The sequence below is a fragment of the Oryzomonas sagensis genome (genome assembly GCF_008802355.1).
In the GTDB taxonomy this organism is placed as follows: domain Bacteria; phylum Desulfobacterota; class Desulfuromonadia; order Geobacterales; family Pseudopelobacteraceae; genus Oryzomonas; species Oryzomonas sagensis.
On the sequence record NZ_VZRA01000007.1, the window covers coordinates 23,504 to 37,972 of the forward strand.

Here is a 14,469-nt window from a genome sequence, read left to right on the forward strand (position 1 = left end):
AACAAGACCTTTCAGGCCAAATCCCGGAACTCTTTCCGGATGAGATCTTCCGAGAGTTCTATGGTCTTCAGCTTTTCCTTGATCCGCAGCGATGTCTTTCCATCCCGGAACCGGTCATAGGGATTGCCCATTGTCTCCAGGCCGGCCCTGAAATCGTGGGAGAGCGCCCGGCCAATACCTTCTCCGATCGATTCGGTCGAGGTATCGGCGTCGATCACATTGGCCGCCCGCATCCGCCCCCTCTGGCGTTCGCCGATGTTGACGACCGGCAGCCCGAAGGAGGGTGCCTCAATCAACCCGCTCGAAGAATTCCCCAGCATCAGGTCGAGATTTTTCAGGCAGCTCAGGTACTTAAGCTGGCCGAGACTGTCAAAGAGCTTGAACCTGTGCGGGTTTGCCCTGCAGAATTCCTCAACCCTGGCGTTGATGACGCTGCCGCCCGTATCGGCGTTTGCCTTGGTGAAGACCGCCTTGATGCCCGAGGCTTCGATCGCTGCGAGCAGATTGTCGATCTGTTCCCGAGCCGTGCCCTGCTCGGTGGTAACCGGATGATAGGTGACAATGGCAACGATCCCTTCCAGCTTGAACCGGAGCGCAGTTTCCAACTCATTGCGGTTCAACAGGGGCAGCCGGTACAGGGCGTCAAGCCCCGGCGCGCCAAAATTGAAGGTGACATCGGGGTTTTCCCCCATCTGCAGAATCCGTGTGCGGTAGGTTTCAGTTGCCGGAAAATGGATACTCGCCATCTTGGTCAGGGAATGCCTGAACACCTCGTCAATGGCCCCCTGGCTGGTTTCACCGCCATGGATGTGGGCCAGCGGGATGCGGAACACCACTGCCGCAAGGGCAATCGGGACGATCTCGAACCGGTCCCCCAGAAGCACAACGATATCCGGCCCGATCTCCTTCAAGGCATCGGCAAAGGAGATCATCGCCACTCCCATGGATTTGACGATCCCACTCTCACTGTCGGAGGAGAGCAACATCTCGATCCGCTTGTCGATGCGAAATCCGTCCTTCTCGATGACATCGGCGGTCATGCCGAATGCGGCCGCAAGATGCATGCCCGTAGCAATGACGCTCAACGACAGATCGGGATCATCCTCGATCTCCTTCATGAGCCAGCAGAGCAGCCCGTAATCGGCCCGTGACGTGGTGACGACGCAGATTTTGCGTTTTTTTACGCCAAGTAATGCCATTGCAGCACGTCATCCTTTGCAATCGTCTTGTTGACCCTCAACCCGACCAGCTTCTCCATGTCTTTCGGCTGCACACCGTGCCCCGGCCTTTTGACCGTCAGCTTATCGATAGAGATGATCTCGCCCTCCGCAATCGTTTCCGCAGCCACAACGCTCTTTCGGGCAATATCGATATTCTTCAACTCGCAGGGGGCCGGTCTCTTGATGCCGTCACCCATGGCCTGCTCGACGTTCCTGATCGCCTGAACCATGCGCATGAAATCCGCCGGATTGAGCGACGCCTTGTGGTCAGGCCCTTCCATGGCATTGTCCAGGGTAAAATGTTTCTCGATAACCCTGGCACCGAGTGAAACCGCCGCCAGGGGGATCTCGATGCCCGGGGTATGGTCCGAGTAGCCCACCGCCGCCTTGAAGGCCTCCCGCAGGGTGAGCATGGCGTTCAGGTTGATCTCCCCATAGGGTGCGGGGTACTCGGTGACGCAATGGAGCAGGGTGACGCAAGGGTTTCCGCACGCCTGGAATATCCCGAGGGCCTCTTCGACCTCGCCCAGGGTGGACATACCGGTGGACAGGATCACCGGCTTCCCCTTTCGCGCGATATGTTCCAGCAAAGGATGGTTGGTGATCTCACCCGACGGGACCTTGAAGGTGGACATGCCGAGCGAATCCAAGAGGTCCGCGCTCTCCTCATCGAAGGGGCTCGACATGAACTCGATGCCGCGCCGGCGGCAGTGGTCGAAGAGCTCCCTGAAATCCCCATCTTTGAGTTCGAGCCTCTTCAGCATCTCGAACTGGGAAGCCCCTCCCGTTGCGTCGCGCTTCTGGTAGTCCGCCTTTGCCGCGCTCCTGGTAACCAGGTTCTCGGCCTTGAAGGTCTGGAACTTGACGGCATCGGCACCGCACAGCCTCGCGGCATCCACAAGCTCTTTGGCGATTTCCGGCGAACCGTTGTGATTCACGCCCGCCTCGGCAATGATATAGGTCCTCTGTTCACGCATCATCCGATCCTCTTCGCGGGGTTGCCCACATACGTCCCCGGGATCGTTATATCCTTTACCACCGTGGAGCCGGCGCCGATCAGGCAATTGGCGCAGATGCCCACGCCCTGGATGACGTTCGCCCCGGTTCCGATCAGGCTGTTGTCCCCCACGGTTACGCCGCCGCTGAGCGTGGCGCCGGGCGCGATGTGGACGTTATCCCCGATCCGGCAGTCATGCTCGACCGTGCTGTTCGTGTTGAGGATGCAGGCACGCCCGATCTGCGAGCCGCTGTTGACCACCACCCCGTCCAGGACGGCTGTTCCGGCACCGAGCCGGACCTCCTCGTTGACGACGGCCTGGGGAGACACCACCGGAGGGAACCCGTAACCGAGCGCAAGGAATTCGTTCTGAAGCCTGATCCTCCGGTCTGAAGCGTCGATTTTCCCTATGCCGATAATTGCCCGGCAAGCGGCATCTTTCCGTATCATCTCCGCAAGGATGCCGTCATCACCGAGATACGGGGCCCCGAGAATCGGCCCATTGTCCTGCCGGTCCGTATAACCGGCAAGGTCATAGCCGGATTTTTTCAGGACGCAGATCAGGACCTTTGCATGTCCGCCTCCGCCGATGACGACCAGCCTATCCATGGCGCAACCGCTCGGCCACAAAGGCCACCTCGCCCGCCGTGATACCCGTGCTGCAGGGAATGTTCAACGTTATCTCCAGCATCCGGCACGCCTTTTCGATATGATACTGCTGGCAATCGCGGTAGGGGACCTGGAGGTGATTCAGGTGCCAGACGGGTCTCGTCTGGACCCCCTCCCCCTTCAGGTATGCCATCACTTCCTCCCGGTCCTTCCCGTAGCGGGTGCGGTCGACCTGCAACGCGTACATCCAGTGGTTGTTCCGCGCATACGGGGGGGCGTCCGCAAGCGTCAGGCCGTCGATGTGGTCTATCGTCTCCTTGTATCTCAGGAAATTTTCCCGTTTCGACTCCAGAAATCCGGGCAAAAGTTCCAGCTGTGCCACCCCGATTGCGGCCTGGACGTTGGTCAGACGGAAGTTGTAACCGACCTCGTTATGAACATACCTGACCTCATCGTCCTTTGCCTGGGTGGTCAGGTATCTCGCCCTTTCGGCATATTTGGGAATGCTGGTAACGATCATCCCCCCGCCGCCGGTCGTGATGATCTTGTTGCCGTTGAAGGAAAAACAGCCCACATCCCCGATGGTTCCCGTATGCTTCCCCGCCAGCACCGGATCGAGATAACGGGTGCCCAGGCTCTCGGTCGCATCCTCGACGATGCCGATGTTGCGGTCGCGACAGGTAGTCGCAAGTTCATGCATCCTGACCGCATTGCCGAATATGTGGACGGGGATTATGGCGGCAACCCTTCTGCCGGTTCGCTTGTTGTAGGTAACGCCACGCTGGATTTCCGTCTCGTCCCGCAGAAAATCAAGGGTTTTTTCCACGTCAATGTTGTAGAAATCGTCGCAATCCATGAAGACCGGGGCGGCGCCCAGGTAGTTCACGGCATTCACCGGGGCGATGAACGTGAGGGTCGGGACGATAACCTCATCGCCGGGGAGCACGCCAACAACCCTGAGCGCCACCTGGAGCGCCGCGGTCCCGTTGACGCAGGCAACGGCGTGGGGGGAGCCGACGAAGGCGCTGAACTCCTCCTCGAACCGTTCAACGTACTTGCCGGCCGTGGAAACCCACCCCGTATCCAGGCACTCCTTGACATAGTTCCATTCATTGCCCTTCAGGGACGGTACTGAGAGCGGTATCATTTTCGGAGTATCCATGCGCCCCCTATAAGATCGTTCAGATGTTGTAGATATGCGGTTTGTACAGCTTGAGGTTTTCCGGAAGGGCGAACCACTCGATTGTCCGGGCAAGCCCCCTCCGCAGCCCTTCGAGGCCGGCGTAGTTCTGTTCATGCCTGAGCAGCCGCCTCGCCTTGGCGGTATCGGCCCAGAGCCTCTCCACCTCGCTCTTTTCGGGCCTGAGCCGCTCCTCATCGGTGACGATCTCCATGTCAGCCCCCATGATATCGGCAATCATCCGGGCCGTGTCCCCCATGGAGATCTCGTAGTTGCTGCCGATATTGATCACCTCACCCACGGCTGCATCGCATTGGGCGACCGCCATGAACCCGGCAACCGTGTCGGTCACGTAGTTGAGGTCGCGCGTCGGATGGAGCGCACCGAGCCTGATGGTGCGAGCCCCGGACGCAATCTGGGTAATGACCGTCGGCACAAAGGCCCGCGCGGATTGTCTCGGTCCGTAGGTGTTGAAGGGGCGGATTATGGCGACCGGCGTTTGAAAGGAATGATAAAAGGACAAGGCGAGGTGGTCGGCGCCGATCTTGGAAGCGGAGTACGGCGACTGGCCCAGGAGGGGATGTTCTTCGGTTATGGGCACAAAACGGGCCGTGCCGTAAACCTCGCTGGTCGATGTGTGCACCACCTTGGCCACCCCCAACTCGCGAGCGGCCTGAAGGACATTCAGGGTCCCCTTGATATTGGTGTCGACATAGGTATCCGGCGAATGGTAGGAATAGGGGATCGCTATGAGCGCGGCCAGATGGAGTACGATGTCGCACCCCGTCATGGCCTGTTTCACCCCGTGGGGGTCACGGATATCGCCGCTAAAGACGTCCAGCGACGTCGACACTTCCGGGGCGAGGCTGTCCAGCCATCCCCAGGAGTTGAACGAGTTGTAATACACGAAGGCGCGGACATCGCAGCCGGAGCGCACGAGTTCCTCGGTGAGGTGAGAACCGATAAAACCGTCGGCGCCGGTCACAAGGATTTTTTTGTTTCTCAGGTCCATTGATGCTCTCTTTTCCGTGTCAAGCGTGGCGGCGGACCTGCCCCCGGCGTGCCTTACCGGGGCTCCGTGTCCTTAATATGTTCGGTTATGACATCGGGCAACCTCTTTGCCTCGCGGCATCGCTTCCCGGCAACGGCCCGTATGGTCGCCCGCAACGCTTCCCCCTGTCGGAGGTACTCCCGCGCCAATTCAAGTATTTCATCGATCTCCCCGCTGGAGGGGAAGACGGGGAACTCGCGCACATAGTCATACTCGAGGAGCGTCTGCAGGCTGAGCATCTTGTGGGCGCTGGACCCGAGAAAGATGCACGGCGTTCCACCCAGTGAAGCGAGGATGGTGGGATGGTATCTGCCGGAGATGAAGAGGCGGGCATTTGCCAGGATCGCGCCCCCCATGAATACCGAGGTATTGACCGGGACAAACCCCACCCCGGCTTCGGCTGCAACCGTCCGGAGAAAGACATCCCCCCCGCAGTTTTCCGTGAGATACACCGGATACCCCAGTCCCTGAACCTTTTCCAGAAGGCGCGCGAAATGGGGTACTGCCGCTGTTTTGTCTTTCGCGGCCAATGCGCTTCCGCCGATGCAGATATAGGGTTTGGAGAAATCCAGCCGCCCCAGATTCTGCTTGTTCTCCGGGAAGGGCATGATGAAGTCTCCGTTTGCCGGGATCTGCGAGGCGCTCTTCTCGATGTACGGATACCAGCTGAAAAGGGAATCGGGGACAAGGCTGCACTCGGCGGCCGGCATCTCCTTCTTCACATAGTCCAGTGACTGGTAATCCCGCACAATGACCCCGTTACACCGGGACAGCGTCCTTCGGGCGAATTCCAGGGTCGCATGATTCCGCCCGGTGGTAGGGCAGTCGGAAACGAGTCCATTGGCAAAAACCACCTTTTTGTGCAGATGCAGCCCCAACTCGGCCATCCCCAGCAGGAACAGGACTTCCCGGCGCGGCGGGGTGGCAAGCACAAAATCGCCTTCCCCATGGATGACGAGGAGGTCGGCGTTTTGAGCCTTCTCGTATATCTCCCCGATCTCCCGGTGGGTATCCTTGTAGCGGAGGATATTGGCAACGGTTTCCACAGGATCATGGGCTATGAAATCCTTGGCCCCGAATAACTCTTCCAGCCGGATATAGTACTCGTAGATCCTTTTTTTGTGCCGGCTTGCACGCAGCATCGCAAAGAGCCAGCCATACCCCGGCGGGAGAAGCGTACCGACATATCCGAAGCCGGCAGAGTCCAGTTGGAACGCACTGCCGGGTATGGTATCGCCGACCCGGAATCGCTCCGACAATATCTGCAGCAGGGCAATGCTCCCGCCTCGCCCCCCCCAGTTTTGGTATGAACTGTTATCGCCTACCAGCAGAACGTTTGTCATGGATGCTTTCCGCGGGGTGCGCCGCCCGCCGTCAGTCAACAAGCCTCCTATAAATTTTAGCGTAGTTCTCCGCCATTGCACGCGCGGAATACGTACCGACGACTATTTTTTTACATCGGTCAGCCATTTCTGCCGCCAAAGCCTCATCCACCATGACTCTGCCGATGCCTTCCGACAGATCAACGGCACGGGGAGCTGGCACCAGTATCCCCGCCTTGCCATGCTGCAAGACCTCGGGGACCCCCCCGACACTGGTCGCAACAACCGGCACCCCCGCCTGCATCGCCTCGAGCAGGACGAGCGGTAGCCCTTCGGTGAGGGAGGACAACACAAAGACTCTGAAAAACGGCAGATAGTCTCTGGCGTTCTCCCGGTAGCCGGGCATGAGTACCCGGTTTTCCAAACCGAGTTCCCGCACCTTCCGCTCCAGGTCCTTCCGCAGGTCGCCATCCCCCAGAATCACCAAACGGATGTCCTGACGCCTTTGGGCCAGAATTGCAACCGCCTCGATCAGCCGGTCAAACCCTTTTTCCCTTGAGAATCGCCCGATGGCGCCAAGGGTATACCCCCCCCGGCAGAAATCCCGTACCTCACGATCGAGTCCCTTGCCATCAACGAGGTCAACGGGGTCGCTCGCCAAAGGAATGCCGTTCGTGACCACTTCCATGCGGAGCCTTGGGCGATTCCTCAATTTGGGATGGCTTTTCATGGCCTCGTTGACCAGCACGATCCGGTCGATAAAATTCAGGGCAAGCGAATCGAACCATTCGTAGAGCATCATGCGGTTGATCTCGCCCGTTCCTGTCCAGCCATGTATCGTCGCGATCATGGGGATTTTGCGAATGCTCCGCGGGATAAGCCCAAGGAGGATATTCCCCTTGTAACCATGGGAATGGAGGAGCGTTGCTTTTTCCCTGCGGGCAAAACGGAGAACCTCAAGGGCACCCACCACATTGGGTCCCGATCTCATGCGGAAAACCTGCACCCGCAAGCCACGCCGACGGGCCTCTTCTTCAAGCGGCTTGTCGGCAACAGCACGCTCCCCCATGCTGGCCAGGACCGGTTCAAACCCCATCGCGACCTGTTCGCTCATCAGGTTGAGGAGCATAATCTCGGCTCCGTACAATCCGCCGCTATCAATGACATGCACGATCCTCATCTCATCCCTTGCGCGGCGTCCAGACCACCTGTTTTTTCCCGAGGAGGAATTTGCCGAAAGCGTGTGCCGCGGCCAGGTTAAGCAGGAAAAAATATCTGCTGAACGTCAGGACTCTTCCCCAGACTCCGGCACTCTTTGTGCGGGGTGCGGCTAAAGCGCCCACATACCCTGCATGCTGCAGCACCAGCATCACCGTATACCCTTCGCCATTCCCCAATAACAGCCAGTTAGTGACATAGGCAACAAGCAGAAAGCAAAAGCAGAGATAACGCAGTACCTTGTGGGACCAGAGTTGCCAGGCGAAAAGAGGGTTAATCCCCGGCCACAACAACTGCCGCATGTCGAAAAGAGCCCAGAACGCACGCAGGGATACCCTGACCCGCATCCGGTACTCGTCGTCCGTATCCTTCAGGCTAGGTTCCCACAGGACGGCCTCGGGCTCATACACGACCCGATACCCCTGTTGGACGACCTTGAGCGGCTGGACGAAATCCGGCAGTTGATCGGCGTTCATCGGCCGGTAGAGCGTGGCGCGCACGGCATCTATCCCACCATCCACCCCGACCACCGAACCGAGCCTGGTCTCGATGGAACGAAGGGCATTCTCATACTTCATATAGGCGCTGCACCCCTCGCCGATAGGGGTGCCGTCCGGGTTGGCGTAGATCATCCTGCCGGTAACATACCCCACCTCTTCATCGGCAAAATTCGCCAGCAGCTTGCGTAACGCATCGGGAGCATAGAGGGAGTTGGCATCGGAAAAGATGATGATATCTCCCTTTGCCAGGGGGACGGCCATATTGAGAGCGCCGGTCTTGCCGGCACGGGGTTCCTGCCTCAGGAGGCGGACATCGCGGGCGGCGAAGCCTTGCACGACAGCGTCGGTCCGGTCGGTCGACCCGTCCGAGATAACGATGATCTCCAGCTTATCGTGAGGGTATTCCAATCCGAGCTTATTTTCGATGGTGGTTGCGATGCCCTCCGCCTCGTTGTAGGCCGATATCAGAATCGTGACGGTCGGTTCGAAGGTTTTCTTCTTGACCGTGCGCTGAAGGCAAGCCGCCAGACCGGCGGCAAGCAAGGGGTAGCCGGCATAGATATAAAAAATGAGTGCCACTGATAAGAAAAAAACCGTTGCAATCATCGGCTGCTTTCGCGTTTATGATCGAGTGATGTAGCTGTGAAAAACAGGGTAAAAATCTTCAATGAAATCGAACACACGCTTCCGTACCGTCTCAATGCTTTCTTCCCCCAGTGGTGCATTGATCCGTACGAAGGCGTTATCTTCACTCCGGCCTGAGAATTTATCCACAACCATGGCAACTTTTTGCGACTGCGTGCTGTGAACGGCCTTCCCGTTTGCCTGAAACCAATAAACGACGAGTTCCCGGTCCCCCTGATGCTCAGCTATCATATACGAGTATTGGATCGTCAGCTTCTGCTTGTTTTTCAGGACATACTCTCCGGTGCCGCGATTGCCGATCTGCCACCCCTGCCCCTGAAAGCAGACCAAAGGATCATGGGCCGCTCCGACTTTCTTTACCGTGCGGTAATACCCGATGTACAGGTTGACGAGCCCTTTGCCGCGGCGGTAGGAGTGATAGAGATAGTCGTCAAGTTTGAGCGCCTCGACGATCGGTGGGTCCATCGGAAAAGCACGGATCAGTTGCCAGGTGCCGACCGGGGAAATACCCTGTTGCAGCGGTTCCTTCGCCCTATCGGCTGCCCCCGCCTTGAGATGCTCCTTGATGACGAACGTGGTACCGGCCAACAATACGATAAGAATTGCCAGCCGTACCGACCTCACCGCTCCCATAACGCCAGCCCCTTTCCCGCCGCCAGAAACAGGCCCAAGGCAATCCCGAACACGGCAAGCCCCAAACACGTATGGAGCGTCCCTTCCGACAGGTCGATGGAGAGGAAATAGAGAGCTGAGATCAGGACGAAAACACGGAGGATATTGACTGCGAGCGCAATGGGAACAGCGAGGAGTAACAGCGTCCCCCGCAGCATAGTGGATCGCAAGGTAAAATACGCCAACACCGTTCCAAGGGTCAGCATGGTCATGATCGATCGAAGACCGCTGCATGCCTGCACAACCTGGAACGTCCCTTGGGGAAGTTGTATTATGTTTCCATCGTGAAAAATCGGAATACCGCTGAATGATGCAAGTCCGACGCTTGCCTTGGTGACGAGCAATTGGAGCGGAATGGTCAGTCTCGCTATAATCTGGGCCGGGACAGGTATCATGAAGGCGAGGAACACGAGAGGGAGAAAACAGGCCCTGAAGACGCCATAGCCAAACAGAAAAATGACGGCACCCCAGAGAAATACGATCATGGACAGCGACGCGATGGTTTGCATTTCTCCTATTTTCGAAACGGCATAGAGAAACAGGGCGCCTGTTGCCAGAAGCAATCCCGACCATGAACCGACAGCCTGTTTTTCAAGAAAAACCTCTCGCTTTTGCCAGAGCATATAAGCGGCCACCGGCGCTATTATAAAGCCATGTGAATAGTCGTCGGAATGGGACCAGGCATGAACCAGGCTGGTGATGACGGGAAAGTAGGCGCAGACGAAAGCCACGCCGAAAACGGCCCAGAAGAGGTACTGTAGTTGAACGCCACGCGCCGTGGATAACAATTGCTTTGCAAACGGCATCGAACAGTCCCCTTTACGAGCGCATAGAACCATCGTCAAAATACATCCGCTTCAGTGATGTGAAGCTGAAGTCCCCCAGCAGCTGGTGAAATCGTTGTGCCGTCTTGTGAAGATTGAGGTAGTGACGAAACGTGCTTTTGACGCCGGCGCCTCTCATTCGGGGTTGTTCCGGATCGAGTTCCCAGGGGTGCAGATAAAAAACGAACGATTTATTTTCTTTGGAATTAATACGTTGCAACCCCCACTTCGTGAATGCATAGGGGAAAAAACGGAAATATCCTCCCCCGGCAATGGGAATGTTTTTTCCGCAAATGTTTACGGTTGTAATAGGAATTTCGAATATTCGCGGTGCAGCCCCGATTTCAGCCCCTCCGGTTTCGGGCGCTTCCGTCTCCGGGTCCCAGTCGCCATTGGCTTTGCGCAGCACATTGCAAGCGTAGCGGGGCCAGTCGGGAATCCCATAAAAGTCATGGCGAATAGGGAATACACTGGAATCGTAAAGATACCCCGCCTCAATCAGCTCATCGAAGGCCCAGAAAGAGTTGCGTGCGATTGAATAACTGGGAGCGCGATACCCGATGACCGCTGTTCCAAGCAAGTTTTCAAGCACCGCCTTGCTTTTGCGGATGTCGTCGCGGAATTCCTGTCTGGTTTGCTGGGTAACCCGTTGGTGGCCATACCCATGACAGGCGATTTCATGTCTTCTTGCCTGAATTTCCTTAACTAATCGAGGTGTGCGTTCCGCAATCCACCCCAGCACAAAAAACGTGGCGGTAACGCCGAATTCGTCGAGCATATCCAGTATGCGGCGAGTATTATCTTCAACCCGCAATGGGTAGGCGCCCCACTCACTGCGTTTCACACAGCGCTCGAACGCCGACACTTGAAAATAATCTTCCACATCGATGGTCAGGACATTAAGAATCAAAAAGTCTTCCTCACTTCGACAATGCCACGGTTGATCTCTTTGGCGTCGGCCGCTCTGTCCACAGCATAACGATAGGTTTCAAAGGAATACGTCACACCAAGGCTGATGTCATAATTGAAAGCATAGGTCAAGCCGCTTGTGGCGATGAAATGGTAGGGGAAATCGCCGGAATTGCTCTGATAGAAATGTTCCGCCGTTGCGTTAAGGCTGACCGTCAGGCTCGGTATGATTTCGTGACGTCCATAGCCGGAGAAGGAAAGTTTGCGCTGGCTACGAATATCCGTTTGCGTATTGACATACTCGGAATAGGTGCTCGACGCCCCCAAAGCCCCGCGGGCCAATACCTTGTCGATCTTCCCGATGTAGTCGGTTTCTTTGGTCGAAACGGACTGCGGATCTTCGGTGGTTTGAGCCTTTGTTTCCACCGTTACCGTGGCGACCTCGAAGTCATGCGTAAGGCCGGCATCCCAAAAATAATACGCAACATCATTGGCCTTGTCGAAGAGCTGCCAGCTTCTGCCCAGTTTGCCGAAAACAAAAGACTTGTCGGCATATTGATATTTGAAGCCACCATACACGTCATGCGTGTCGAAACGACTCAGCGACGTTTTGCTGCGCGTAAATGCATACCCGGACGTAAGACTCAGTTTGGGCGTCACTTCATAACTGAAATCGGCAAGGGCACTATGTTCGAACTTGTCGATGCTGGTTGCATCCCAATACCGGGTATCGGAATAGCGATAACCGGTTTTGAGCGTACTCTTTTCGCCCATTTTCCACAGCAGATACGGCGAAACGGCAGCGATATTCTGGTCGGTCTGGTTGAGAAAGAGACTGCTTTGGGTGGTCACGTCACGGGTAACGTTAACGGTTACCCGGCGATAGGTTTCATTGAGATCGAGATAGAAGAAATTATCTACAAACGCGATGTTCCCCTTCACCATGGCGTCGTGATTAAACTCGGCATCACGGCTGTGCCGCGCATAGTTTCGGTAGTCGAACGTATAGGCCGTGTCCCAATTCCAGAAGGGGGTCAGGTAATGAAGCGACGCTCCCGGCTGGACACGGGTAATATAGTCGGTTCTCTTGCCGGCCGCGACCTCGTAGATGTTGTCGTTGACCTCTTCGCTGACCGCAAGCGATGGCTTAAACGCCGTCTCTGCGGCGCAGGCCTGCCGGGCAATCCCCGTTACAAGGCCTGTTACGATCAGTGAGCATATCATCCAAGCCTGCCGGGAACAGTTCATCATTTTCTCCTGCCGAAGGTATCGCCGCCAAAAACCCTGCGGACAAACCCTACATTCGTGGGTTCATGAGGCATGTCAAGGGCACTGTCGTCTCCCTGGGGCGGGACGATTTCATCCAGCTTTCTGATAAGGCTGAATATCTGCGAATCGGCCTTTGCCATATGCGAGGAGACGCTATTCTGAAGCTGCGTGAAGCGATCCTGAAACTCGTTGATGACTGTTTGCACCGGGCTGCCGCTTGTCCCCTCAAGCGCATCGATCCGCCGGGCAATATCGCTCAACAGAGCGCGCATATCATTGTTGTCCAGCACGTGCGATGCAGCGCCGGCATCGGCCGACAACGCTTCCGGGGGGGTAACGGCCCCGCTCGACCAAAAATGGTTGTCGAAATCAAGGTCCCCGATAACTTCGCGCACCATCTCGACGGGAATCACCTTCATTTCTTCGGCAAATGCCGAAAGCATCAGGAAATCGCAGATAATGTTTATTAAGCGGGGAATTCCCCTGCTGTAGCGGAAGATAATGTCCAACGACTCGAAAGGGAACTCCACGGCAAGGGCATTGCCTGCGACTTCCAGGCGATGCATTATGTACCGCTCGGTTTCCTGACGGTTGAGCGATTGTAAATGGCAATTTATGCTGATCCGCTGCCGCAACTGGCGCAGCTCGGGGGTAGACAGGATCGTCCTCAGTTCGGGTTGTCCGACTAGAATAATCTGCAGGAGCTTACTGTCGGACGTCTCCAGGTTGGAGAGCATCCTGACCTCTTCCAGAAGCTCCGGAGCGAGGTTTTGGGCTTCATCTATGATCAGGATCGGCTGATTGCCGCGCGCATACTGGTCAACCAGGAAATCATTCAGATCCCGGATCAGGGTAACCTTGTCCTTCCCTTGGGTCTGAAGGCCGAAATCGTCATTGATCATCGCCAGCAGCTGTTCGGAGGTGACGCGGGTGTTAAAAACCTTGGCCAGGACCAACTGCTCATAGCGCTTATTGAGCAGGTTTCTAATTATTGTGGTTTTGCCCGAACCGACCTCTCCGGTAAGAAGAATGAAACCTGCCCGCTCTCTGATTCCGTAGTCCAGAAACGTCAACGCCTTTTTGTGCGACTTGCTCAGGTAGATGAAACTTGGGTCGGGAACCAAGTCAAATGGTTTCATGCGCAAATTGAAAAAGGTTTCGTACATACGTGCTCCGCTTTTGTTATGTAGCCTTGTGATAATACGAGTAGCGTTCGTCATGCCGGTCAAGTATGGCGTCGTTATATACCATTCCCAGTAGTTCGCACCCCTTGAGAGCTTCAACAGCTTCCTTGATGTTTTCGTGGGAAGCAAGCCGTTCCTTTACGACAAACAGTACCCCGTCCATCTGGTGGGCTAAGGAGCGCGTCTCCGCAAAGAGGAGAATGGGCGGCGTGTCGAAGATGAGATACCGGTCGGGATAGCGGTATTTCATCTCTTCGATCAACTCCTTCATCTTCTGCGACGTGAACAGTTCGACCGGGTTGCTGACAGCATGGCCAGCCGGTATTATGGAGAGCTTGCCAATACCTGTGGCGATGATCGTATCTCCGATATCCGTTCCATCAAGGAGGACGTCCGAGAGTCCTCGTCCGCTGTCAATATTGAGGTAACGCTGGACAGAAGGACTGCGCAGGTCCGCGTCCACCAACAGGACGGTGTGGTCGAATTCCTGGGCCAGACTGATGGCGAGGTTGAGGGCGGTGAGCGTCTTCCCTTCGTGTGGTACCGCGCTGGTCACCATAATCGTGTTCTTGAAAAAATCCTCACCTTTGGTCATTTTTACCAGTACGGATTTTAGTTTTCGGTACTCTTCCGCCGTAGGTGAATGCGGATCGTTCAGATTGACGAGATACGGGTTGTCAGGTCTTATTTTGTGGGCTACGGGCGGGATTGGAGGAGGCTGAGACGGAATGGCCCTGAAAACGCGTTTTTGTGGATGCCCCTCGGGAGGCGGGGCAACGCCATCCCGAAGCTGTGCCGCCTTTTCCATGGCCTTTTCGATTCTGCTCATATGTTAACCCTTTCGTGATACATCAGGTGTATCGCCAGAT

The 14,469-nt window shown here is 56.4% G+C and carries 14 protein-coding genes; all 14 read right to left on the minus strand.

Features of this window, described 5'->3' with window-relative positions:
- Positions 1-11 precede the first annotated feature (11 nt).
- The 14 genes from neuC to F6V30_RS15705 are packed head-to-tail and all read right to left on the minus strand — an operon-like array spanning position 12 to position 14,429.
- On the minus strand, positions 12-1,199 hold the full coding sequence (neuC, locus tag F6V30_RS15640; protein WP_151157965.1) for a UDP-N-acetylglucosamine 2-epimerase: 1,188 nt from the start codon (positions 1,197-1,199) through the stop codon (positions 12-14).
- On the minus strand, positions 1,181-2,200 hold the full coding sequence (gene neuB / locus F6V30_RS15645; protein ID WP_246163562.1) for an N-acetylneuraminate synthase: 1,020 nt from the start codon (positions 2,198-2,200) through the stop codon (positions 1,181-1,183). Before neuB ends, neuC begins: the two co-directional genes overlap by 19 nt.
- The gene (locus F6V30_RS15650; RefSeq protein WP_151157967.1) at positions 2,197-2,826 is read right to left on the minus strand and encodes an acetyltransferase; all 630 of its coding nucleotides are present in this window, start codon (positions 2,824-2,826) and stop codon (positions 2,197-2,199) included. Before F6V30_RS15650 ends, neuB begins: the two co-directional genes overlap by 4 nt.
- Positions 2,819-3,988 carry a LegC family aminotransferase gene (locus F6V30_RS15655; RefSeq protein ID WP_246163563.1) on the minus strand — a complete coding sequence of 390 codons (1,170 nt, stop codon included), beginning with the start codon at positions 3,986-3,988 and terminating at the stop codon, positions 2,819-2,821. Before F6V30_RS15655 ends, F6V30_RS15650 begins: the two co-directional genes overlap by 8 nt.
- A 19-nt stretch (positions 3,989-4,007) precedes the next feature.
- On the minus strand, positions 4,008-5,018 hold the full coding sequence (locus F6V30_RS15660; protein WP_151157969.1) for an NAD-dependent 4,6-dehydratase LegB: 1,011 nt from the start codon (positions 5,016-5,018) through the stop codon (positions 4,008-4,010).
- Positions 5,019-5,071: 53 nt separating this feature from the next.
- On the minus strand, positions 5,072-6,400 hold the full coding sequence (locus tag F6V30_RS15665; RefSeq protein ID WP_151157971.1) for a polysaccharide pyruvyl transferase family protein: 1,329 nt from the start codon (positions 6,398-6,400) through the stop codon (positions 5,072-5,074).
- Between the two features lie 31 nt (positions 6,401-6,431).
- Positions 6,432-7,559 carry a glycosyltransferase gene (locus tag F6V30_RS15670; protein WP_151157973.1) on the minus strand — a complete coding sequence of 376 codons (1,128 nt, stop codon included), beginning with the start codon at positions 7,557-7,559 and terminating at the stop codon, positions 6,432-6,434.
- Position 7,560: 1 nt separating this feature from the next.
- Positions 7,561-8,676 carry a glycosyltransferase family 2 protein gene (locus F6V30_RS15675; protein WP_246163565.1) on the minus strand — a complete coding sequence of 372 codons (1,116 nt, stop codon included), beginning with the start codon at positions 8,674-8,676 and terminating at the stop codon, positions 7,561-7,563.
- A gap of 42 nt (positions 8,677-8,718) precedes the next feature.
- Entirely contained in the window at positions 8,719-9,375 is a 657-nt protein-coding gene (locus F6V30_RS15680) for an exosortase C-terminal domain/associated protein EpsI (protein WP_151157978.1), read from the minus strand.
- Positions 9,363-10,220 carry an exosortase gene (gene xrt / locus F6V30_RS15685; protein ID WP_191965738.1) on the minus strand — a complete coding sequence of 286 codons (858 nt, stop codon included), beginning with the start codon at positions 10,218-10,220 and terminating at the stop codon, positions 9,363-9,365. Before xrt ends, F6V30_RS15680 begins: the two co-directional genes overlap by 13 nt.
- 13 nt (positions 10,221-10,233) lie before the next feature.
- Positions 10,234-11,148: an XrtA system polysaccharide deacetylase gene (locus F6V30_RS15690; RefSeq protein WP_246163567.1), complete on the minus strand. Its 915-nt coding sequence runs from the start codon at positions 11,146-11,148 to the stop codon at positions 10,234-10,236.
- A complete protein-coding gene (locus F6V30_RS15695) occupies positions 11,145-12,395 on the minus strand; it encodes a TIGR03016 family PEP-CTERM system-associated outer membrane protein (RefSeq protein WP_191965739.1) in 1,251 nt (416 codons plus the stop codon). The genes F6V30_RS15690 and F6V30_RS15695 overlap by 4 nt, the downstream gene beginning before the upstream one ends.
- Entirely contained in the window at positions 12,395-13,582 is a 1,188-nt protein-coding gene (locus F6V30_RS15700; protein ID WP_151157984.1) for an XrtA/PEP-CTERM system-associated ATPase, read from the minus strand. Before F6V30_RS15700 ends, F6V30_RS15695 begins: the two co-directional genes overlap by 1 nt.
- Before the next feature lie 16 nt (positions 13,583-13,598).
- Complete coding sequence (locus F6V30_RS15705; protein ID WP_151157986.1) at positions 13,599-14,429, minus strand: XrtA-associated tyrosine autokinase; 831 nt, start codon at positions 14,427-14,429, stop codon at positions 13,599-13,601.
- Between the last annotated feature and the right edge of the window lie 40 nt (positions 14,430-14,469).